The organism is Paraburkholderia sp. EB58 (assembly GCF_050436665.1).
Lineage (GTDB): Bacteria > Pseudomonadota > Gammaproteobacteria > Burkholderiales > Burkholderiaceae > Paraburkholderia.
Genome location: NZ_JBNDMQ010000017.1, coordinates 1 through 22,197 on the forward strand (window position 1 = coordinate 1; position 22,197 = coordinate 22,197).

21 protein-coding genes are annotated in these 22,197 nt (G+C 61.4%); 16 read left to right on the forward strand and 5 right to left on the reverse strand.

Annotated features, from left to right (window positions below; all coding sequences use genetic code 11):
* The 4 genes from P3T40_RS23730 to P3T40_RS23745 all read left to right on the forward strand — a co-directional run.
* Positions 1–856, forward strand: an 856-nt coding sequence (locus P3T40_RS23730) for an electron transfer flavoprotein-ubiquinone oxidoreductase (RefSeq protein ID WP_429270147.1), incomplete at its 5' end; no start/stop codon positions are given.
* 53 nt (positions 857–909) lie between these two features.
* Entirely contained in the window at positions 910–2,106 is a 1,197-nt protein-coding gene (gene bktB, locus P3T40_RS23735; protein WP_429270300.1) for a beta-ketothiolase BktB, read from the forward strand.
* Between the two features lie 34 nt (positions 2,107–2,140).
* On the forward strand, positions 2,141–2,992 hold the full coding sequence (locus P3T40_RS23740) for a 3-hydroxybutyryl-CoA dehydrogenase (RefSeq protein WP_429270148.1): 852 nt from the start codon (positions 2,141–2,143) through the stop codon (positions 2,990–2,992).
* Between the two features lie 226 nt (positions 2,993–3,218).
* The gene (locus tag P3T40_RS23745; protein ID WP_429270149.1) at positions 3,219–3,578 is read left to right on the forward strand and encodes a hypothetical protein; all 360 of its coding nucleotides are present in this window, start codon (positions 3,219–3,221) and stop codon (positions 3,576–3,578) included.
* A gap of 105 nt (positions 3,579–3,683) precedes the next feature.
* Here the strand turns inward: P3T40_RS23745 and P3T40_RS23750 are convergent, their stop codons facing one another.
* Entirely contained in the window at positions 3,684–4,049 is a 366-nt protein-coding gene (locus P3T40_RS23750; protein WP_429270150.1) for a hypothetical protein, read from the reverse strand.
* A gap of 389 nt (positions 4,050–4,438) precedes the next feature.
* Here P3T40_RS23750 and P3T40_RS23755 point away from each other — a divergent pair, with 389 nt between their 5' ends.
* The 4 genes from P3T40_RS23755 to P3T40_RS23770 all read left to right on the forward strand — a co-directional run bounded on the left by P3T40_RS23755 (position 4,439) and on the right by P3T40_RS23770 (position 8,327).
* Positions 4,439–5,410 carry a LysR family transcriptional regulator gene (locus P3T40_RS23755; RefSeq protein ID WP_429270151.1) on the forward strand — a complete coding sequence of 324 codons (972 nt, stop codon included), beginning with the start codon at positions 4,439–4,441 and terminating at the stop codon, positions 5,408–5,410.
* Between the two features lie 527 nt (positions 5,411–5,937).
* Positions 5,938–6,819: a glutamate/aspartate ABC transporter substrate-binding protein gene (locus tag P3T40_RS23760; RefSeq protein ID WP_429270152.1), complete on the forward strand. Its 882-nt coding sequence runs from the start codon at positions 5,938–5,940 to the stop codon at positions 6,817–6,819.
* Between the two features lie 66 nt (positions 6,820–6,885).
* Positions 6,886–7,626, forward strand: coding sequence for an amino acid ABC transporter permease (locus P3T40_RS23765; RefSeq protein WP_429270153.1), 741 nt, complete (start codon positions 6,886–6,888; stop codon positions 7,624–7,626).
* The gene (locus P3T40_RS23770; RefSeq protein WP_429270154.1) at positions 7,626–8,327 is read left to right on the forward strand and encodes an ABC transporter permease subunit; all 702 of its coding nucleotides are present in this window, start codon (positions 7,626–7,628) and stop codon (positions 8,325–8,327) included. The genes P3T40_RS23765 and P3T40_RS23770 overlap by 1 nt, the downstream gene beginning before the upstream one ends.
* 101 nt (positions 8,328–8,428) lie before the next feature.
* Here the strand turns inward: P3T40_RS23770 and P3T40_RS23775 are convergent, their stop codons facing one another.
* A complete protein-coding gene (locus P3T40_RS23775; protein ID WP_429270155.1) occupies positions 8,429–9,262 on the reverse strand; it encodes an oxidoreductase in 834 nt (277 codons plus the stop codon).
* Between the two features lie 164 nt (positions 9,263–9,426).
* Between P3T40_RS23775 and P3T40_RS23780 the strand changes: the two genes are divergently transcribed.
* The gene (locus tag P3T40_RS23780) at positions 9,427–10,338 is read left to right on the forward strand and encodes an AraC family transcriptional regulator (protein ID WP_429270156.1); all 912 of its coding nucleotides are present in this window, start codon (positions 9,427–9,429) and stop codon (positions 10,336–10,338) included.
* Between the two features lie 7 nt (positions 10,339–10,345).
* Here the strand turns inward: P3T40_RS23780 and P3T40_RS23785 are convergent, their stop codons facing one another.
* Positions 10,346–11,512: an MFS transporter gene (locus tag P3T40_RS23785; RefSeq protein ID WP_429270157.1), complete on the reverse strand. Its 1,167-nt coding sequence runs from the start codon at positions 11,510–11,512 to the stop codon at positions 10,346–10,348.
* On the reverse strand, positions 11,509–12,303 hold the full coding sequence (locus P3T40_RS23790) for a DeoR/GlpR family DNA-binding transcription regulator (protein WP_429270158.1): 795 nt from the start codon (positions 12,301–12,303) through the stop codon (positions 11,509–11,511). Before P3T40_RS23790 ends, P3T40_RS23785 begins: the two co-directional genes overlap by 4 nt.
* Before the next feature lie 306 nt (positions 12,304–12,609).
* Here P3T40_RS23790 and P3T40_RS23795 point away from each other — a divergent pair, with 306 nt between their 5' ends.
* The 5 genes from P3T40_RS23795 (at position 12,610) to P3T40_RS23815 (ending at position 17,516) form a co-directional block, all read left to right on the forward strand.
* On the forward strand, positions 12,610–13,509 hold the full coding sequence (locus tag P3T40_RS23795; RefSeq protein ID WP_429270159.1) for a LysR family transcriptional regulator: 900 nt from the start codon (positions 12,610–12,612) through the stop codon (positions 13,507–13,509).
* A 153-nt stretch (positions 13,510–13,662) separates the two neighbouring features.
* Positions 13,663–14,337: a histidine phosphatase family protein gene (locus tag P3T40_RS23800; protein ID WP_429270160.1), complete on the forward strand. Its 675-nt coding sequence runs from the start codon at positions 13,663–13,665 to the stop codon at positions 14,335–14,337.
* 24 nt (positions 14,338–14,361) lie between these two features.
* Positions 14,362–15,378: a phosphotransferase gene (locus P3T40_RS23805; RefSeq protein WP_429270161.1), complete on the forward strand. Its 1,017-nt coding sequence runs from the start codon at positions 14,362–14,364 to the stop codon at positions 15,376–15,378.
* Positions 15,379–15,433: 55 nt separating this feature from the next.
* Positions 15,434–16,198, forward strand: coding sequence for an SDR family oxidoreductase (locus tag P3T40_RS23810; RefSeq protein WP_429270162.1), 765 nt, complete (start codon positions 15,434–15,436; stop codon positions 16,196–16,198).
* 73 nt (positions 16,199–16,271) lie between these two features.
* Entirely contained in the window at positions 16,272–17,516 is a 1,245-nt protein-coding gene (locus P3T40_RS23815) for an acyl-CoA dehydrogenase family protein (RefSeq protein WP_429270163.1), read from the forward strand.
* Positions 17,517–17,585: 69 nt separating this feature from the next.
* Here P3T40_RS23815 and P3T40_RS23820 read toward each other — a convergent pair whose 3' ends face one another.
* Positions 17,586–18,275 carry a TetR/AcrR family transcriptional regulator gene (locus tag P3T40_RS23820; RefSeq protein ID WP_429270164.1) on the reverse strand — a complete coding sequence of 230 codons (690 nt, stop codon included), beginning with the start codon at positions 18,273–18,275 and terminating at the stop codon, positions 17,586–17,588.
* Positions 18,276–18,338: 63 nt separating this feature from the next.
* Between P3T40_RS23820 and P3T40_RS23825 the strand changes: the two genes are divergently transcribed.
* Together P3T40_RS23825 and P3T40_RS23830 are read left to right on the forward strand one after the other, a co-directional pair.
* Positions 18,339–20,489, forward strand: coding sequence for an alpha/beta hydrolase fold domain-containing protein (locus tag P3T40_RS23825; RefSeq protein WP_429270165.1), 2,151 nt, complete (start codon positions 18,339–18,341; stop codon positions 20,487–20,489).
* Positions 20,490–20,491: 2 nt separating this feature from the next.
* Positions 20,492–22,192, forward strand: a complete 1,701-nt coding sequence (locus tag P3T40_RS23830; RefSeq protein WP_429270166.1) for a long-chain-fatty-acid--CoA ligase — start codon at positions 20,492–20,494, stop codon at positions 22,190–22,192.
* Positions 22,193–22,197 lie beyond the last annotated feature (5 nt).

Here is a 22,197-nt window from a genome sequence, read left to right on the forward strand (position 1 = left end):
GGGTCTCGGCTATTCCAACCCGTACCTCTCGCCGTTCGAGGAATTCCAGCGCTACAAGACGCATCCGTCGATCCGCGCGTTCCTCGAAGGCGGCAGGCGCGTCTCGTACGGCGCACGGGCCATTACCGCGGGCGGCCTGATGTCGCTGCCCAAGCTCGTGTTCCCGGGCGGCGCGCTGGTCGGCGACGATGCCGGCTTCCTGAACGCCTCGCGCATCAAGGGTTCCCACGCCGCGATCAAGACCGGCATGCTGGCCGCCGAGGCCGCGTTCGATGCGGTGCAGGCTGGGCGTCACTCGGACGAGCTGGCGGCCTACCCGGAGGCATTCAGGACCTCCTGGCTGCACAACGAGCTGTACCGTGCGCGCAACTTCAAGCAGTGGATGAGCAAGGGCCTCTACCTGGGCACGCTGATGGTGGGTCTGGAGCAGAAGCTGCTGGGCGGCAATGTGCCCTGGACGCTGCACCACCAGCATTCGGACCACGAGACGCTGAAGCCGGCCTCACAGTGCAAGCCGATCGTCTATCCGAAGCCCGACGGCAAGCTGACGTTCGACCGTCTGTCCTCGGTGTTCATCTCAAACACCAACCACGAGGAGAACCAGCCGGCGCACCTGACGCTCAAGGATGCGAGCGTGCCGGTGAACGTCAACCTGCACACCTATGCGGGACCGGAATCGCGCTATTGCCCGGCGGCCGTGTACGAGTTCGTGAAGAACGACGACGGCAGCGAGCGGCTGGTGATCAACGCGCAGAACTGCGTGCACTGCAAGACCTGCGACATCAAGGACCCGACGCAGAACATCGTGTGGGTGACGCCTGAGGGCGGTGGCGGGCCGAACTATCCGAACATGTAATCCAAGGGCGCACCCGTGCGCCGACGAACAGGAGCCACACGATGAGCAATACGATGAACAGTACAACGAATGAAGTGGTGGTGGTGAGCGGTGTGCGGACCGCGATTGGCGATTTCGGCGGTGCCCTGAAGGACATTGCGCCGACCGAGCTCGGCGCGCGAGTCGTGCGTGAGGTGCTGGCACGCGCGAATGTGGACGGCGACGCGGTCGGTCACGTCGTGTTCGGCAACGTCGTGCACACCGAGCCGAAGGATATGTACCTCGCGCGCGTCGCGGCTATCGAAGGCGGCGTCGCACAGCATACGCCCGCGCTAACGGTGAACCGCTTGTGCGGATCTGGCCTGCAGGCGATCGTGTCGGCCGCGCAAACGATTCTGCTCGGCGACGCCGACGTCGCGATCGGCGGCGGTGCGGAGAACATGAGCCGCGTGCCATACAGCGTGCCGTCGGCGCGTTTTGGACAGCGCATGGGCGACGCGAAGCTTGTCGACATGATGCTGGGCGCACTGCACGACCCGTTCCACTCGATTCACATGGGCGTGACGGCCGAGAACGTCGCTCGTAAGTACGGCATCACGCGCGACGATCAGGACGCGCTCGCACTTGAATCGCATCGCCGTGCCGCGCGCGCAATTGCGGAGGGCTATTTCCGCGAGCAGATCGTGCCCATAGCGGTGCGCACGAGGAAAGGCGAGGTCGCGTTCGATACGGACGAGCACGTGCGCCTCGACGCGAGCCTCGACGACTTCTCGAAGCTCAAGCCTGTGTTTGTGAAGGATAACGGAACAGTGACGGCGGGTAACGCTTCCGGTATTAATGACGCGGCCGCCGCCGTGTTGCTGATGAGCCGGGACGCCGCGCGCGCTCGAGGCGTCAAGCCGCTTGCCCGGCTCGTTTCGTATGCGCATGCGGGGGTCGATCCGGCCTATATGGGCATCGGCCCTGTGCCGGCAACACAAAAGGCGCTCGAGCGCGCGGGCATCGATCCGAGCCAACTGGACGTCATCGAGGCCAACGAAGCGTTTGCCGCGCAGGCCTGCGCGGTCACGCGTGAACTCGGGCTCGATCCGGCGAAGGTCAATCCGAACGGATCCGGCATCTCGCTCGGTCACCCAATCGGCGCGACTGGCGCGGTGATTACCGTGAAGGCACTGTATGAACTGCAGCGAATCGGTGGCCGCTACGCGCTCGTGACGATGTGTATTGGCGGAGGCCAAGGCATTGCTGCCATCTTCGAGAATCTCCAGTAGACGTGCTACGCAGCAACAGGCAAATCGACCAATCATGACAATCGAAACGTTAGGCGTCGTCGGCGCAGGCACGATGGGCAATGGAATCGCGCAGGCCGCGGCCGTTGCAGGACTTAAAGTCGTTTTGATCGACGTTACCGACGCCGCGCTGGTCAAAGGCGTCAACGCAATGACAGCCAGCCTTGAGCGGCTTGTGGCAAAAGGCAAACTGGAGGCGGCTACGCGCGACGCGGCGCTCGCTCTCATCGAAACGTCCACTGACTATCAGCGCCTCGCTGTCGCCGATTTCGTGGTCGAAGCGGCCACAGAAAACCTCGATCTGAAGGTGCGTATCCTGCAGCAGATTGAGTCTGTGGTGCGACCCGATGCCATCATCGCGTCGAACACCTCGTCGATCTCGATCACGGCGCTCGGCGCGAACCTCGCTGATCCATCGCGCTTTGTCGGCATGCATTTCTTCAATCCGGTGCCGCTGATGCCGCTGGTTGAAATCATCAGCGGCTTACAAACCCGTGCCGCGACTGTCGAACTGGTTCGTGAACTGACGGTACGGCTCGACAAGTCGCCGATCAGCGTCAAGAATTCACCCGGATTCGTGGTCAACCGGATTCTCGTGCCGATGATCAACGAAGCATTCTTCCTGCTGTATGAAGGCGCCGCGACGGCAGAAGAAATCGATGCTGGAATGCGGCTAGGTGCAAGTCATCCCATTGGCCCGCTCGCACTGGCAGACCTGATCGGACTGGATGTCCTTCTTTCCGTGACGGACGTGTTCCTGAGGGACTTCGGCGATTCGAAGTATCGGGCTTGCCCGCTGCTGCGCGAACTGGTCGCGGCCGGGCGTCTTGGGCGAAAAAGCGGCTGGGGGGTGTATCGGTATGAATGACGGGGCCGAGCGGCTGGATTTCGAGGGAGTCGAGTGATGGAACGGACCCGAACTATCGTTTAATCCTGGGCGAGCGGCATTTCGAGCGGCGCGTGATATCAGCAGGGCGCGCTCGCAAGCGTAATTTTCGGCTAATTCTCACTGCGTAATGTGCGCGTCAGTTCCGATGTCACGACAAGGGAGAATTATGATGCGCAGGTGGGCCGCTATTCTGACTGCAGTGAGCATGAGTGTGCTGATAACAGCTTGCGCTACACCCGTGGAGCGAGCCAATGAGAAAAATGATCTGCTGTCCGCAGCAGGCTTCCATATCGTCCCGGTGACCACAGACCAACAACGCCTGGCGTTGCAGACCTTGCCGCCCAATCGGGTCGTCCAGAAAGTCAAGGACGGTAAGGTCATATTCGTCTACGCGGACCCTTATGCGTGCGGCTGCCTGTATATCGGCGACGAAGCCGCGTGGGACAACTACAAACGCGAGCAGCTCCAGCAGAATTTCATCGATCAGCAACGGATGACCGCCGAAATGAATGAAAACGCGGCCTGGAACTGGAGCATGTGGGGACCGGGCTGGTGGGCGTATTGACCCGTTCAGGCCGCACATCAGGCCAGAGTGCCACAGAGAAGCGTGATCGGCGCTTCTCTGTGCCTTGCGTCGTCGAGCGCGACGCCTTCGCGATCAGGCCTGCTGCTACGTTTCGGACCGCATCGCTTCGTCGTCATGCGTCGCGGCGAGCTTGCGTATCGTCGCCGTGCTCCGCTTTGGCTTCAAACGCCTGATCGCAATAGCCGCCGCACTCGCGGAGACCCGGTTGATCAGCGCGAATGGGTTGCGGTCACTGCCCTGCACCAGTGCAGTTGCGCCGGGCAGACTCACTCGCATGACACAGTGCTTGTCACCGGGGCCGTCCGCATCAGAAAGGTGTACCGTGACTCGGGTAATCCGTTGCCGTATGCGCCCAAATACTTCTTCAATGCGCTGCTGTATGTGCTTGCGCATGTTGCTGGCGGCAGTGGCCGACAAACGGTGACCTGACGTCTGAATGGTGATTTCCATCGCACTCTCCTGTTGGCAGTTTGTAAGGGAAGCGAGTTCAATCTAACGAACCAAGCCGGTCGCGACTATTCGAATTTTTCGTTCACCGGTTGAAAAAAGCCGAAGGGTGGCCGGTTCACCCCCTGCCACCTAAGACCTAAGTTTCCCCTCATTCTCGAGCCTTAGCATGACCTGACATCGAGGCCGCCTTCGTCATGGACGCGAGGCGCCGCGGATCAAACAACGGTTGTGTGCAGGAGCGTGAATCATGGATTTCTTTTGGATACCTATGGGAATTTTGGGGCGAATCAGGCTTCTCGGTACCGGGTCGGCTGGTCGGGTATCGGAGATGGAGAGCCACATTCGGGAGATCGAGAAAGTAAGGTTATCTGTCGATCATCGAGGCCCAATTGACGGACTGTTTCGTGACAGAAGCTCACTTCTTGACTAGCGGGGGGAGGGTCGCGAAAGTGAATTTCAAGCACCTGTACTACTTCTGGATGACCGCGAATACGGGCGGTGTTCTTCGTGCAAGCGCTCTCTTGCATATCACGCCACAGACGCTAAGCAGCCAGATAAAGAGGCTCGAAGAGCGATTGGGTCGACGCCTCTTCGAGCGCGACGGGCGAACTGTCCGCCTGACCGAGGCGGGCAAGGTCGCTGTCGGCTACGCAGCGCAGATCTTCGAACTGGGCCATCGGCTCGAGGCTTCGCTCAAAGGTGGAACGTCATCATCCCCACCGGCTGAGTTCAGAGTTGGCATTGATCAATCGATGCCGACGCCGATCGCATGGCGTCTCCTCGAGCCTGCTGCCGCGTCGACGCGCATCGTCGGACGTACAGGTGATCTGGCAACACTGTTGGCAGAACTGGATATGCGAAACCTCGACCTCGTGCTTGCCAACGCGCCGGCGCCAGCCGGAGCAAACGAACACGCCGTGAACCATCGGCTGGGGTCATCGAGCCTGGCCATGTTTGCCGCTCGAAGCGTGAGAGAAACAGCAACCGCACCGTTTCCGCAGTGTCTGGAAGGGATGCCCCTACTGATGCCGGGACCGGAAAGCCCCGTCGGTGATGGTCTGCAGAAGTGGCTGCGCCACAAGCAGGTAAGTCCGCGCATCGTGGGTGAGTTCAATGACTGGGCTCTAATGATCTCGTTTGGAGAGGGAGGCAGAGGCGTATTCGCTGCCCCGGACGTCCTCGAGGAAGACTTGTCGCGGCAATACGATTTGCGTCCAATTGGACTCGTCGACGACCTGGCCCTGGAGTTTTACGCAATCTCCAACGCAAATGGCGATTGCAATGCCTGGATTGCGCAAATCGTCAAAGCGGCACGGAACACGTTGCGGTTAAACGCCGATTGCCAGCTGAACGTCATCTAAATGATTTTGCGCGAACTGGATGAGCCCGCGCTCATTCAGACGCCGCGTTTCGCACCGGGCACTTCCATCAGGCAGCCGGTCGGACGTCGTAAATAAAGCCATAAATGGGAATGTTTGCGGGTACGAGCGGATGCGCTGCAATGCGCTGGACGTCTTCGACGACGCTTTGGTCAGCATCGCTGATGGTGCGCCATTTGATGTAGCGGCCCTCCGGTGAGCCGGCGTAAGGACGTCCGCCCCTATAGAAGCAATTGCTATATGCATATGCGCAGCGGTGCGGTGCTGTCTACCGCCAGTTCAACCGCGCAGTCCGAAATCGGCTTGCGACGATTGCAGAAGCGGTTGACGCCGTGGCAAACCAGCAACTGAAAAAAGAATAGGGTACATTGCAGGTCATGCTGCCTCTGCCCGAAGCAGCAGAGGCTCGCGATGGCGCGCGCTGTGCGTCAACCGGGTGCTGAGCCTGATCGAACCTTAGTCCACACGAAACCATCCGTCTCGAGACCATGATTACGCCTGGAAAAAAAATGCTTCGATTGCTGCTCGCCGCCACGTGGGTGGGAGCGGGATCCGCCCATGCGCAGAGCGCCGGCACGCTACAGAAAATCAAGGAGAGCGGGACGGTCGTCCTTGGCGTCCGCCCTGCGGTGGTGCCATTCTCGTACTACGACGACCAGCAGAAGCCCCTCGGCTATTCGCAGGACGTCGCGCTGGCGATCGTCGACGGGATCAAGAAGAAGCTGAATCTGCCGAACCTCACCGTGCGCACGGTTGCGATCACGCCGCAGAACCGCATTCCGCTGCTGCAGAATGGCACGATCGATATCGAATGCACTACCACGACCAACAATGCGGAGCGGCAGAAGCAGGTGGCCTTTTCCGATACGATTTTCGTCATCGGCACGCGCCTCCTGACGAAGAAGGATTCGGGCATCAAGGACTTTGCCGATCTCAAGGGGCGCACGGTCGTCACCAACGCCGGCTCCACCTCCGAGCCGATCCTGCATAAGCTCAATACCGAGCAGCACCTGGGCATGACGATCACGACGCAGAAGGACGTGGCGGAATCGTTCCTCTCGCTGTCGACGGGACGCGCCGACGCCTTCATGCTCGACGATGCGATGCTCGCGGGCGAACGGGCGAAGTCCCCTGATGCCGCCGACTACGTGATCGTCGGCAAGCCTCAATCGAAGGAGGCATACGGCTGCATGTTCCGCAAGGACGATCCGGACTTCAAGCAGGTGGTGGACGATGCCGTCGCACGGCTGCAAACGTCGGGCCAGGCCGATGCGTTCTACAAAAAGTGGTTCGACGGCCCGATTCCGCCGAACGGACTCAACCTCCATCTGCCGGAGAGCGATGATCTGAAGACGCTCTTCAAGGCTCCCAACGACAAGCCGCTGAGCTGACCTGAGCTGAGCCGGGTGCGCGGCCGGATCGGCCGGTCATTGCGGCCGTCATGACGTGGAGCGGGCATGAGCTATCGTTGGGAGTGGACGGTCTTCGTCCAGCCTGTCGGGACCGGGGAGCCAACCACCTACCTCGGCTGGATCGCCGCCGGCCTGGAAACGACCGTCGGCATCGCGCTCGCGGGCTGGATCATCGCGCTGGCGGTCGGCACGGCGATGGGTATCGTGCGGACCTTGCCCGGCAGGTGGCTGTACTGGTGTTCGGCCACCTACGTCGCGGTGTTTCGAAATATTCCGCTGATCGTGCAGTTCTTCCTGTGGTTCTGGGCGGTCCCCGAACTGCTGCCAGGCCGGCTCGGTAGCGCGATAAAGCATTTGCCGCCCACCGAATCCGGTGCGCTGGCGTCCGTCATCTGCCTCGGCCTGTTCACCTCGGCGCGGGTGTGTGAACAGGTCCGCGCGGGCTTGCAGGCGCTGCCGGCCGGGCAGCGGGCCGCGGGGCTGTCGCTCGGGCTCAGCCGGTTCCAGACCTACCGCTATGTGCTGTTGCCGGTGGCCGCGCGCAATCTCGTTCCGCCACTGACGTCCGAATTCCTCAACATCGTCAAGAACTCCTCAGTGGCCTCCACGATCGGCGTGCTCGAACTGACCGCACAGGCGCAGCGCATGATCGACTACACGTCCCAGGCCTACGAGTCTTTCATCGCGATCATCGCGGGTTATGCGCTGCTGACCGGCATCATCATGTTCGTGGGGCGGCGCATCGAGCGGTCGGTTCGGCTACCCTTGGGTTCGGGTGGCCGATGATGTCGTATCGCTTCCACTGGTCAGTCATCCCGAAGGACTTGCCCGAGCTCAGCCGGGGGCTGCATATCACGCTGGAAATCACGGCGGTTGCGCTCATTGCAGGGTTTTGTCTCGGGATTCTGCTGACCTTGTGCCGCCTGTCCCGTTCGCGACCGCTCGCGGCGTTCGCCCGGGGCTACGTCACGGCCTTTCGTGCAGTGCCATTGATCGTGGTGCTGCTCGGCTTCTTTCTGGTCGCACCGCAACTCCTGCAGGCGTTGTTGCATCTTCCCGCGAGCACCGACATTCGTCGCGTGTCGGCGCTGATCGCCTTCTCGCTGTTCGAGGCCGCCTACTATGCGGAGATCATTCGTGCAGGTATCAATAGCGTACCGGCGGGACAGACTCAGGCTGCATTGGCGCTCGGCATGACGCCACTGCAGGGCATGTTGCTGATCGTGCTGCCGCAGGCGATACGGGCGGTGGTGCCGCTACTGCTGACACAGGCCATCATCCTCTTCCAGGACACGTCGCTCGTCTATGTCATCGGACTCGGCGACTTCTTCACGATCGCATCGAACGTCGGCGCGCGGGACGGCACGACGGTCGAGCTGATCCTGTTCGCCGGCGCATGCTATTTCTGTGCATGCACGGCAATGTCGGCACTGGTCAGGCGCCTGCAACGTCGTCTGGGCGTCGGCGCGGACAGCATGACGCTGTGAGCCGGTGGGCAATCCACGCGGTGCCGTTCAAGCCGTTGACACTCCAGGATTTACGATTCGGCCGGCGATGGCATTGCGCGTCTGACTGCGCACACTGACATTCAACCGTCCGTCGACCGGGTGATCGCCTCCCACGTCGTGATTTCATCGGCGAGCTCAGACAGTTTCGTTCGCACCAGACCCAGTGCGTCACTGCCAAGGATCAGGTGGGCCGGTGGCGCGTCGCTGGCGATGACCGCTAACATGGCGCGCGCGGCCTTCGCAGGATCCCCGAGCTGCTTGCCGCTTTTCTTCTCGCGCGCGTGCCGGATCGGGTCGAACAGGGCGTCATAGTCCGCGATCGAGCGGGGCGTCCGGGTCATCGAGCGTCCGGCCCAGTCCGTGCGGAACGAACCCGGCGCAACAGCGGTCACGGCGATGCCGAACGGCTTGACCTCCTTGCCGAGTACCTCGGAAATGCCTTCCAGCGCGAACTTGCTACCACAGTAATACGCGATGCCCGGCATGGTGATGAAGCCGCCCATCGACGTAATGTTAAGAATATGTCCACGCCGGCGTTCGCGCATGTAGGGCAGTACGGCTTTCATCATGGCGACGGCGCCGAACACGTTCACGTCGAACTGCCGGCGCATTTCAGCCAGCGGGGACTCCTCCATCACGCCTTCGTGACCATATCCGGCGTTGTTGACGAGCACGTCCACCGGTCCGACAGTCGCTTCGATCTGCTCAACAACGCCATCAATGGCCGCGAAGTCGGTTACGTCGAGTATCCAGGCGCTAACCCTCTGCGGAGCCAGTGCTTCGAAGTCGCGTCGTGCCTGCCCGCTTCGCACTGTGCCGACTACGCGATGACCAGCCGCGACCGCCTCCTGGGCCAACGCCCGGCCGAAACCACTGCTGACGCCAGTAATGAGCAACGTCTTGTTGGATGACATGAATACCGCTCCTAAGAAGCACAAGAGAACTTCATGGTATTCCTTTGCGTAGCCGATTTTCAGGTCTTATATTCTGGCGTTATTGCCTATTCCTATGACACAGGAGAAACTCCGTGGGAACGACTGAGCGCGGCCAACAGCCTTCCAGGACCCATCAGCAGCGAATGGCAGGATTACTCCGGACGTTAGCACCAGAGGAGGGATACAACCTCACGGCGGTGCCTGATGTGCGCGTTTTGCGTTCTGACCGGACGTTATCCCGCGTTCCGGTCTTGTATGATCCGGGCATCGTGATTGTCTGCCAGGGACGCAAGCGAGGATATTTCGGCGAGCAGGTCTATCTGTACGACGAGCAACACTACCTCGCGGTGTCGGTGCCGGTGCCTTTCACGATGGAAACGGACGCGACGCCAGAACGCCCTTTGCTGGCCATCTACATGCACCTTGATTTCCAGGTGGTGGCTGACTTGCTGATCCGGCTCGATCGCAATGGCATGCCGGCGCACGATGACGCACCGCAAAGCATGATGTCCAGCCCCATGGATCCCTTGCTGCGAGAGTCCGTGCTGCGCTTCCTGGAGGCGCTGAACGAGCCTCTCGATGCTGCCATCCTTGGCCCGGCGCTGGTGCGGGAACTCTATTTCCGCGTGCTGACGGGCGCGCAGGGCAATGCCATGCGTGCGGCTTTGGCGATGCAGGGACAGTTTGGCAAGATCGGAAAGGCGTTGCGGCGGATCCACGCCACATACGCGCAGTCGCTCGATCTTTCGCAACTGGCTAGCGAGGCCGGCATGAGCGTGCCCACGTTCCATAGCCATTTCAAGGCCATCACGCGTTCGTCGCCCATGCAGTACGTGAAATCCACGCGCCTGCATCAGGCCCGTCTGCTCATGGTGCGCCAAGGCATAACGGCAGAGGCGGCAAGTCATGCCGTGGGCTATGCGAGTCCCTCGCAGTTCAACCGCGAGTTCAAACGGCTTTTTGGGCTGACACCGGCCGCAGAGACGAAGCGCATGCGCGAGAGCTTTGCGATCCCGCCTGCACATACGAAGTCAGACTACGTATCGTCTCACTGACCGTCCCTCACTCCACCGCCACCTTCGCGCCACCCAGACGACTCGCGCCGCGCACTGCCTGCCCACCAAACGCGCAGACGATCAACGCTGCCACCACCAGCACGCACAACGCCAGTCGCAGCCCCAGCAGCCCTGCGCCGAATCCGATCAAAGGCGGTCCCACCAGAAAGCCTGCGTAGCCTGCCGTGGCAGCCATGGAGACACCTACGGCGGGCGTCGCAGTCGAGCGGCCCGCTGCACTGAAGATCACCGGGACGATGTTGGCCAGACCGAGGCCGACGAGCGCAAATCCTACGCAGGCGGTGAACGCGCTCGGAAAGCCCAGCACCAGAGCAAGGCCGCTCGCCGCGACGAAACCGCCCAGTGCCACGACGGTGCCGGAACCCAGCCGGCGCACGGACACGTCGCCGATGATGCGACACGCTGCCATCGAAAACGCGAACGCGGAATAGCCAACTGCCGCAACGCTCGCCTCGCCAGTCAGAACGGTGCGCAGGAACACCGCGCTCCAGTTGGCCACTGCGCCTTCCATCATCATGCAAAGGAACGCGAGCGCCGCAAGCTTCATGACGCCCGCGCTTGGCAGCGCAAAGCCGCCGCCACCTGGCTTCGCACGCGGTCCAAGATCGCGAAGCGCGAGACCGGCGGCAGAAAGGATCAGTACTCCGATCAAAACATCCGGCAACGCCAGACCGGCGATCACACCCATGCCGTTTTTCTGGATCATCGCGCCGGTTGTGGCGCCGAGCAGGCCGCCCGCGCTCCATGCGGCATGGAACGAAGACATGATCGGCGCTTGCCACGCGCTTTCGATGGTACTGGCGTGGCCGTTCATCGAGACATCCAGCGCGCCGTTTGCCGCGCCCAGCAATAGAAGCACGGCGCACAGCAGCGGAAAGCTCGGCGCCAGCGCAGGCAGCGGCAGTGCGACCACAAACGCCGCGCCCAGCAGTGCCGTTGCCCGTCCGCTGCCAAGCCGGGGAGCGAGGCGTCCGGCAAACGGCATCGCGACGACGGCGCCTAGCGCAAACGCAAACAGAGCGATACCCAGCGAGGTGTCGCTCAGCGAAAGGTGTTCCTTGATGCGCGGCACCTCGACCGCCCATGCGCCAATCCCAAAGCCATTGGCCATGAACACCGCGAGGGTCGCAATACGTTCCTTGATGGGCTTCATGACGTGGCCACCATGACACTACCGCAGACCTTTTCAAGCTCGCGTCGTCCTTCGGCGCGGAGGTCTGCCTCGACAATCAGATAGTCGACATCCGATGCAGGCGCGATTGCGTACGGCGCCGCGGTCATCAGCTTTTCGGATGTCATGGCAATGGCGACCAGACCGCTCGCTTTCACCATGGCACGCTTGAGTTCGGCATCTTCCGCGTCGAACGCCGCCACCCCTTCGATGGGATCGAGGGCGCACGCGCCCAGGAAGCATATATCCGCCTTGATCTGCTGGATCTGCAGCAATGCAGTCGCCCCCACCGCGCCAGCGACATGTTTGCCGACGCGACCGCCGACCAGAATGACCTCGAACCCCGGCCGATCCAGCAAACGCAAGCAGGCCTCGGGCGAGTTCGTGATCACCGTGAGGCCGGCGTTGTCAGGCAGCGCTTGCGCAATCGCGACGTTCGTTGAGCCCGCGTCGAGCAGGATGATCTGCTTCGGCTGCACGATCGACGCCGCAACGATGGCGAGCCGCTGCTTGCGGTCGACCGCCTCGCGCATCCGCGTGGACGCCGGCTGGTCAGCGGGGGAGGTGAGCAGTGCGCCACCATAGACGCGCTTGCAATGGCCGGCACTCGCGAGATCGCGCAGATGGCGGCGCACGGTGTGCTCAGACGTGCTGAGTTCGAGTGCCAGCTCCGACGCGAGCACGCGGCCCTGCGCTCTTAGTCGCTCCAGAATGAGCCGCTCGCGTTCCTCGGGCAGAAGCCCGTCCACCGCGTCCTGTCGCGTACGTTGCATGAGTGTTTCTCGCTTGCCTGGTGAAAACGTTCATAATCGAGCATAAAGTAGCATAAACGAGCGAGGCGTGCAATGAGAGCTACGCGCCGCGCAGCGACGCACCGAAGATGCGAATCGCTTCCTTCATCGATGGGTCGCGTACACGCACAATGGCATGATGCGGATACACGGACATCACGTCGGTTGGGCCGGAGATTCTCGCGGCGCATCATTTGCCGCGGCTTTAGCAATCTTTGCGGCGCCGACGCGTGCGGGTGAACATGAGAAGTCGAAAATACAGTTCAAGAGGCGTCGCGGAATTTGAAAATGAGTCTGTCAAAGGTCGATCTGAATCTCTTCGTTGTCTTCGAAGCCGTCTACAGGACGCGAAATCTGACGCGGGCAGCGGAGTTGCTGTTCATCACTCAGCCTGCTGTCAGCAATGCATTGGCCCGCATGCGCAAAACATTCGACGACCAACTCTTCGTGAGTACCTCGGCCGGTATGATTCCGACGCCCGTTTCGGAAAACATCATCGGTCGGGTTCGCGAAGCGCTGCAGTTGCTTGACTCGAGCACTCACGTCGGAGGACTTTTCGACCCCGCCTCGTCCGAGCGTACCTTTCGGCTCAGCATGACCGATCTCACAGAGGCGCTCCTTTTGCCCGCGCTGGAGGAGGTGCTGCAGCGGCTCGCGCCCGGTATCCGTATCGAAAGCTACTTCACGACGCGTAAAGACGTGCCGGAAGCGTTAGCCAGCGGTGCGGTCAATCTGGCGATCGACGCGCCGCTGCTTGACGACCCCTACCTCGAGCAGGAGCCGCTCGGCCGCGACCGCTATGCATGCATGCTGCGCCACGATCATCCGTATACAAAGAAGAAGCTGACGCTCGATGACTACCTGAGTTTCGGTCATATCCACGTATCCAGCCGTCGGCAGGGACCGGGTCTCGTCGATGCGGAACTGAACAGGCTGGGCGTGAGGCGATCGATTCAGACGCGGGTGCAACACTATCTGGTCGCCCCGCTGATTGCGATGCGAACCGATCTCGTCCTCACAGCCCCGCTCGTGCTCCTGCAGCGCTATGACGCGCGAATCCTCGAGTTGCCGTTCGATCTAGCGGATCTCGAGTCCCATTGTTACTGGCACCGAAGCGTGACCGGGGACCCGGCGCATCGTTGGCTGCGCGAGCAGATTGGCCGTCTGATGCGGGAAATGAACCAATAGCCAGGGCCTACGGACGCCTACTGACGGCTACGGCGGCCCCCGAGAGCACCGGCGCTAGGTGTCACGAAAAGTTATAGCCAGTCATCATAACAATAAATTTCCTGAATGGTGCGGCGCTGGGTATTCTGCTAGTCATGTTGAGACGAGGATGGCATGGCAGAACTCTATCTTGTACGGCATGGCCAGGCGTCTTTCGGCGCCGAAAACTATGACGAGCTATCACCTACCGGTCGTACCCAATCACTTTGGCTCGGCGAGTATTTCACGCAGGCGGACTTGCGGTTCGATCGCGTGGTCATCGGCACGATGCAGCGGCATCGGCAAACTGCCGACGCCATTCTCTCCGCAATGGGTGGCCCGCAAGTCGAGATCGCGCAAGACGCGGGTTTGAACGAATACGATTTCCAGGCATTGTTCGCCGCCTTGGGCGAAGAGGGCTTGCCGCAGGGTTTGTCGGCCACAAGTTCAAAAAGGGACTTCTACAAGGGGCTGCGGCACGTGCTGCAGCTCTGGGCCGATGACCGCTTGCCGGGCCGTGTACCTGAGACATGGCATCAGTTCCAGGCGCGTGTCGAACGTGCGCGCCTGGCAATCCAGCGAACGGGTGGCAGGCGCGTTCTGGTAGTGAGTTCGGGTGGTCCGATCGCGGTCACTGCCCAACAGGTCCTGCAGGCGCCTGCAGCGAGCGCGATTGCACTCAACATGCAGATTCGCAACAGCAGTCTTTGCCAGTACGTCTTTAACGATTCCGCAATGTCGCTAGTCAGTTTCAACTCAGTGCCTCATCTCGAGCGTGCCGAGCGGCATGAATTCGTCACCTATGGCTGACGCCATCGCAACTGCAAATACATCATGAACGCCAGCCTTCAATTCGACATCGAGCATCTCACACGTTATCTGACGGCGCACGTGCCCGGGTTTCGTGGCCCGTTGTCCGTCGAGAAATTTCCCGGCGGACAATCCAATCCGACATTCCTTTTGAACGCGCAGAGCGGGCGCTACGTCCTCAGGCGTCAACCACCCGGCGAACTGCTCAAGGCCGCGCATGCCGTCGATCGTGAGTTTCGCGTGATATCGGCGCTCGGCCGGACACCCGTCCCTGTCGCCCGTGCGTATCACCTTTGCGAGGACCGTGACGTCATCGGCAGCCTGTTTTACGTCATGAGCTACGAAGACGGGCGAATCTTCTGGAATCCTGCGTTGCCCGAGGTGCCTGTCGAGGGACGCGGCGCCATCTACGACGCACTGCTCGGCACGATGGCGGCTCTGCACGACGTGGATATCGACGAAGTCGGCTTGTCGGACTACGGCCGACCGGGCAACTATTTCGCGCGTCAAATCGACGTCTGGACCCGGCAATATCGCGCCGCGCAGACCGATGGACTGGAATCGATGGAGTCGCTGATCGAGTGGCTGCCTGCCTACTGTCCAACGGAAGCCGACAAGCCTTCGCTCGTGCATGGCGATTTCCGTATCGACAATCTCATGTTCATGCACGACGCGCCGCAAGTTCGCGCGGTGCTCGACTGGGAGCTGTCCACGCTCGGCAATCCACTGGCTGATATCGCGAACTTCTGCATGTGTTTGCGGCTGCCGCCCGACGGTCATATCGCCGGACTCGCCGGCCTGAATCGAGAGGCGTTGGGTGTGCCGGATGAGGCATCGATTGTCGAACGGTACTGCGAGCTGCGGGGCCTGTCGTCGATTGAGAACTGGAACTTCTACCTGGCGTTCAGCTTCTTCCGGTTCGCCGCGATCGCGCAGGGCGTGAAGAAGCGGGCCCTGAGCGGCAATGCATCGAATGAACAGGCGCGACAGGTGGGGGAGATGGCAGGGGTGCTTGCGAAGATGGGCACTGACCTGATCTGAAAGCCGGCAAGAAGGCCGGCAAGAAAACCGGAACATGGACATACGGAGACTCATTGTGACTACTAATTTGTTTGATCTGCAAGGAAAGATTGCGCTGGTGACGGGAGCGAGCCGCGGTATTGGTGAGGAGATCGCCAAACTGCTCGCGGAGCAGGGTGCCCACGTAATTGTGTCGAGCCGCAAGCTGGAAGATTGCGAGTCTGTGGCACGCGAAATCAAGGAAGCGGGCGGCAGCGCGGAAGCGCATCCGTGCCATGTCGGACGTGTCGAGGACATTCTCGCGATCTTCCAGCATATTCGCGCACGGCATGGCCGTCTGGATATCCTCGTCAATAACGCAGCGACCAATCCGTACTTTGGCCACATCCTCGATACTGATCTGACCTCCTTCGAAAAGACGGTGGAAGTCAATCTGCGCGGTTACTTCTTCATGTCCGTGGAGGCGGGCAAGTTGATGCGGGAACACGGCGGCGGTGCGATCGTCAACACGGCTTCGGTCAATGCCTTGCAGCCCGGCGACAGGCAGGGCATCTACTCGATCACCAAAGCCGCCGTCGTCAACATGACGCGGGCATTCGCGAAGGAGTGCGGCCCGCTCGGGATTCGAGTGAATGCGCTGCTCCCTGGATTGACCAAAACCCGCTTTGCAGGAGCCTTGTTCGAAGATCGGGCTACCTACCAGAACTGGGTGTCGCAGATCCCGCTGCGGCGCCACGCAGAACCTCGTGAGATGGCGGGCACCGTGCTTTATCTGGTGTCCGATGCAGCGAGCTACACCAACGGAGAGTGCATCGTCGTCGACGGTGGACTGACGATCTAGTCAAGTCGAAGAAAAGCGCGTCGTTGGCCGATGCGTCGACGACGACTTCAATCAGGATTATGGAAGAGTAAAAATGGATTTCGCATACAGCCCGAAAGTTGAAGCGTTGCGCACCCAGGTGCGTACGTTCATGGACACCCACATCGTTCCGCGCATCCGGCAATGGCACGACGAAGTGAGTGCAGGTCAATATCCGGTTTCCTTTATGGAGGATTTAAAGGAGAAGGCGCGTGAAGAGGGTCTCTGGAACCTGTTCCTTCCGCACCTGCGCGACGACGAGCCCGGTACCCGGCTGACCAATCTCGAGTACGCGCCGCTCGCTGAAATCATGGGGCGGGTGTCGTGGGCGTCGGAAGTGTTCAATTGCAATGCGCCGGACACGGGCAATATGGAGCTGCTCCATATGTTTGCCACACCCGCTCAGCGCGAGCAGTGGCTCAAGCCTCTGCTCGACGGCAAGATCCGCTCGGCCTTTGCGATGACGGAGCCGGCCGTGGCCTCCTCGGACGCAACCAATATCACGACGTCGATTCGTCGTGACGGCGATGACTATGTCATTGACGGCAGGAAGTGGTTCATCACGAACGCAGCCCACCCGAATTGCCAGATCTTCATTGTGATGGGCAAAACGGATCCCGACGCACCAAGCCACGCTCAGCAGAGCATGATTCTCGTGCCCCGCGATACACCCGGCGTGAAGGTGATCCGCAATATCACGGTGGTCAATCACGTGGCGCCGGAAGGCCACTGCGAGATCGAGTTCAAAGGCGTGCGCGTGCCGCGGTCGAATCTTCTTGGTGAAGAGGGCAGCGGCTTTGCACTGGCGCAGGCGCGTCTTGGGCCGGGACGGATTCACCACTGCATGCGCTCGATTGGCGCCGCGGAACTGGCGCTCGAACTGATGGTGGAGCGAGCCCAGGCACGCACGGCATTTGGCAAGACGCTGTTTGAACACGGGACGGTCGCCGAGTGGATCGCGAAGTCCAGAATCGAAATCGATCAAGCGAGGCTGTTTGTGCTCAAAGCCGCGTGGATGATCGACAACGTGGGGGCGAAGGGGGCGCGCAAGGAGATCTCGATGATCAAGGCGCTGGTGCCGAGTGTTCACATCGCCGTTTGCGAGCGGGCGATGCAGGTGTTTGGCGCGATGGGGCTGAGCCCCGACACGCCATTGGCCGATAGCTGGACGTGGGGCCGTGCGTTGCGGTTCGCAGATGGCCCGGACGAGGTTCACCTGCAGAGCATTGCACGCATGGAACTCAAGGCGCAGCGCTATGAGCCGGGGAAGAATAATCCCTACCTGATGGCGCCGGTGTAAGGCATCGCGCCAGTTTCAACGCGTGACCTTGCGAGGGCGCCGTGGGTTTCCGGCGCTCTCGCGAGACAACTAGCTCTCGCCGCCTGACCCCTCCAGCAGGGACCGCGTTTCTTCCGACGGCTTAGCCGTGAGTATGGTTTCAAAGGTATCCATCAAACTGGACACCGCGTATCGCGGGGACCAGAGTCCTCCCGAATCGCCACTATCGCGGCTCGCTTCCCACGCGGCCAGCGAGGCATTGCCATAGATGCCAATAAGCGACAGTCGGTGATCGACGATTGCCGGCGCAATATCGGCAAGCAGATTCCGCAGCAGTGCGTTGCAACGCTGATAACCCAGATTCCACTTGTTTTCCAGCGCCTCTCGCAAGAACGCGCGGTTGTTCAACTGCAGGTTCGCGATCATGCGGATGTAGGTTGCTTGACCCGTACGATCCGCCAGTTCAAGCATCGGAAAGAGCAGCGCGCCTAATACCGCTCGCACGTTTATCCCTTCCTCTGCCTCCAGTTTGTCGAGCCGCGCCTGACGGTCTTCGTCGATCAGGCGCGCGCCGTCGACGACAAGCTCACGTGCCAGTTCCAGTTTGTTGCCGAAGTAGTAGCGCAGCGAGGCGCTGTTGCGTTGTCCTGCGGCGGAAATGATGTCCTGCACGGATACCCCGTCCAGTCCGCGCAGCGCGAACAGGCGTTGGGCTTCTTCTTTTAAGCGAATTCGTGTCTCCGCTCCATCTGAGCGAAGGGTTTTCCCTAGCGTCGTCATTACTTTACCGTGTCGAGTTAATTAACTACACTGGCATAACTAACCCAGTTTGAGAAACTTAGCATGAAAGTCGTAATCGTTGGAGGAGGCATTGGTGGCCTCACGACCGCTCTGGCGCTGCTGCGCCACGGCATCGAGCCGATTGTACTGGAGCGCGCCCCGCAATTGACCGAGGTCGGAGCGGGCGTCCAGATCGCTGCGAACGGCACGATCGTGTTGCGGGAACTGGGGCTCGAGCCGGCGCTGGCGAGCGTTGCGACCGTGCCCGCGCGCTTTGATTACCTCGAGTTGTCCACGGGACGTCTTCTGTACGTTGCTCCGCTGGGCAAGGAGGCAGAGGCACGTTACGGCGCGCTGCTCTACAACGTCCACCGCGCGGACCTGATCGACCTGCTCGCGAACGCCGTGCCGCCCAATGTGGTCCGGCTGGGGGCAGAATGCGCGTCGATTTCCCAGGACGCGGAGGGCGCCTACGTCACCCTGAAAAACGGCGAGGTGATTCGTGGCGACGCGGTGATCGGCGCGGATGGCATTCACTCTGCGGTTCGGACGGCCCTGCGGGGACCCGAGGAGAAGCAGTTCGCCAATATCCTGATGTGGCGCTCGCTTATCCCGGCCGACCGGCTCACGGACCTGAAGTTGCCGGTGGCGGGGAACAACTGGTTCGGCGTGGGCAGGAATATCGTTTCGTACTGGGTGCGCAAGGACCTCTACAGCGTGCTCGCGTCGGTGCCCGCAACGGAAGTGAGCCGCGAGTCGTGGACGCAGTCGGGGGACGTCGAGCAGCTGCGGCGCTCGTTCGCGGGTTCCGAGCCGACCGTCCAGAAGATGCTGGAAGCCGCGGACTCGACGTTCATCACGGGGATGTACCACCGGGATCCGATCGAACACTGGAGTTCCGGACGGATCGCGCTGCTCGGCGACGCCGCGCATGCGATGGTGCCTTATCTGGCGCAAGGCGCCTGCCAGGCGATCGAAGACGCGTGGGTCCTTGCCACCTGCCTCAAGAATCATGGGCCGGACGGCGTTCAGGACGCCTTACTGGAATACGAACGGCGCCGCCAGCCGCGTACGACGCGGATTCAGGCGGGCGCGCGCTTTGTCGTCGATTGGGCACACGAGCCTGACGAGGCACGTGTGCGTCAGCGGAACGGACGACTGAAGGGGCTCTCACGTATCGATCCGCTGGCAGAGGCGTCGTGGTCGTTCGCATGGGGGCACGACATTCTCAAAGCGGTCAAGCTGCCGCCGGGCGAGGTTGTGGGTCTGAGCGCGGCACGCGAAGGCAAGCGAATGGCACGCCCCGAGAGCCAGCGCGCTTTCGATCTCTGGAAGGGCGTGTTCAAGCCGGATGATATTGCGCGTGGCGACCGGGGACAGCGTGCCGCCTACGAACGGTTCCTGCTGGAGCAGTTCCCGGCGCCGGCTAGCACCGAAGTGACGGACGTCGATCTTCACGGCGTGAGCGCGTTGCGCGTGGTTGCGGCGGGAGCAGGGCAAACGGCGACCGTCTTGCACTTCCACGGCGGCGGCTATGTGCTGGGTTCGGCTGCGAGTTCGGTTGAATACGCGAGCCGTCTCTCGCACGCCCTGAACGGTCCGTGCTACACGGTCGACTACCGCCTCGCGCCCGAGCATCCGTATCCAGCGGCATTCGATGACGCATTCAGCGCCTATCGAGGCTTGCTTGCTGCGCGTGTCGATCCGTCGACGGTGTTCCTGAGCGGCGAATCGTCCGGTGCCGGCCTGGCTCTAGCGCTGGCGGCTGCATTGCGTCGCGCGGAGCTGCCGTTGCCGGCCGGCGTCATTGCAATCTGCCCGCTTACTGACCTCACGCTGGGCGGCCCCTCCGTCATGGCGAATTCGGGCGACGACCCGGCTGCGAATCGCGAGACGTTGTCCAACCTTGTCGCGTCCTACTTCCAGGGCCACGAGCCGACCGACCCGATGGTGTCGCCGCTGTTCGCGGATCTGGCAGACCTGCCGCCGGTGTTCCTCGCAGCCGTTGAGGGAGAGGTGCTGGAAAGCGACACGACGCGTTTTGCGCAGCGCGCAAGGACAGCCGGCGCGAACGTGACGTTGAAGATGGTGGCCGATTCGGTCCACGTCTTCACACTATTCCCGTTCTTGCCGGAAACCGCTGCGACGCTCGAAGAAATCGGCCAGTGGAGTCGCCACCTGCTTCCACTGCATTTCGTCTCATGCCCGGAGTAGACATGACGGCAACCTCAACGCGTCGGTTGAGCGGCGTTCCGCGAGATATATCCGCGCCGCAGACATCGCTATACACGAATCTCGAAGTCTCCTCGAACCGCCATCCGGAAAAGGCCGCGATCCTTTACTACGGCAGTACCGTTAGCTACCGGCAGTTGCGATCCGAAGTCGACGCGATGGCCGGATTCCTGCAGCAGCATTGCGGCATTGCCCGGGGTGACCGCGTCGTCCTGTACATGCAGAACAGCCCGCAGTTCGTGGTCGCCTTCTATGCGGTGCTGCGCGCGGATGCGATCGTGGTGCCCGTCAATCCAATGAACCGCTCTTCGGAGCTGCAGCACATACTTGAAGATAGTGGGGCGAGAGTCGCCTTCGTCGGCGAAGAACTCATGGAGCACGTACGCTCGCGGCTGGGCAACCAGGTAGACCATGTGATCCGTGCGCGCTATGCCGACTATCTTCGCAACGGCACTGATCTGCCGCTGCCCGATGTCCTGGCTTCGGGTGAGCCGCAGCGTCATGCAGAGTCGATCGGCGGCCATGCTGGCGTCGTCAGCTGGAACGACGTTCTCGCGCGCGCGTGTATTCCGCGCGATCACGAATCCCGGCTTGAGGATCTGGCGGTCATTCCCTATACGTCCGGTACGACCGGTCGCCCCAAAGGGTGCATCCATACCCATCGTAGCGTGATGCATTCAACGGTCTCGTGCGCTGAATGGCCGAACCTCGCGAACGAGACCGTGATGCTGTGCTCGGTGCCGCTGTTTCACGTCACCGGAATGCAGAACTGCATGAACATGCCGGTGTTCATCGGCGCCACGATGGCGATCATGACCCGCTGGGACGCGAAATGCGCCGCACAGGTGATCGAACGCCACCGCGTGAACACGTGGGTCACCGTTCCCACCATGATCATCGACCTGCTGAACCTTGCGGACATCGGCAGGTTCGACCTGAGCTCCATTACGTACCTGAGCGGCGGCGGTGCCGCGATGCCGCACGCCGTTGCGCAACAGATCCAGGAGCGCTGGGGCATCCCGTACGTAGAAGGGTATGGCCTGACCGAAACAATGGCTGCGACCCACATCAACCCGCCGCGGCACAGCAAGCCACAGTGTATGGGCGTGCCGGTCTTTTGCACGTATTCACTGGTTGTCGATCCCGAGACGTTCGAGCCTCTCGGTGAAGGGGAAACCGGCGAGATTCTCGTGAGCGGTCCTCAGGTATTCGACGGCTATTGGAAGTCGCCGGAAGCCACACACGATGCATTCGTTCTGATCGATGGAAGGCGGTATTTGCGCACGGGAGACCTCGGCTATATCGATCGTGACGGGTATTTCTTCGTCGTCGACCGGTTGAAACGCATGATCAATGCCTCCGGCTACAAAGTCTGGCCGGCCGAGGTCGAGGCCATGCTGTTCGAGCATCCGGCCGTCCAGGAAGCGTGTGTCATCGCGACTCACGATCCGCGACGAGGCGAGTCGGTAAAGGCGCTCATCGTGCTACGGAACGGCGAGCACGCGACGCAAGAAGACATTGTGTCGTGGGCCCGCGAGCGCATGGCGTCGTATAAGGTCCCGCGCGTCATTCAGTTCGCGGCCAGTTTGCCCCGTACGACGAGCGGAAAAATCCATTGGAGACTGCTGCAGGAAGAGGAAACGCGCAGTCGAGACGTCCACCCCGAAGGCTGCCGGCCGGGTTGATCTGT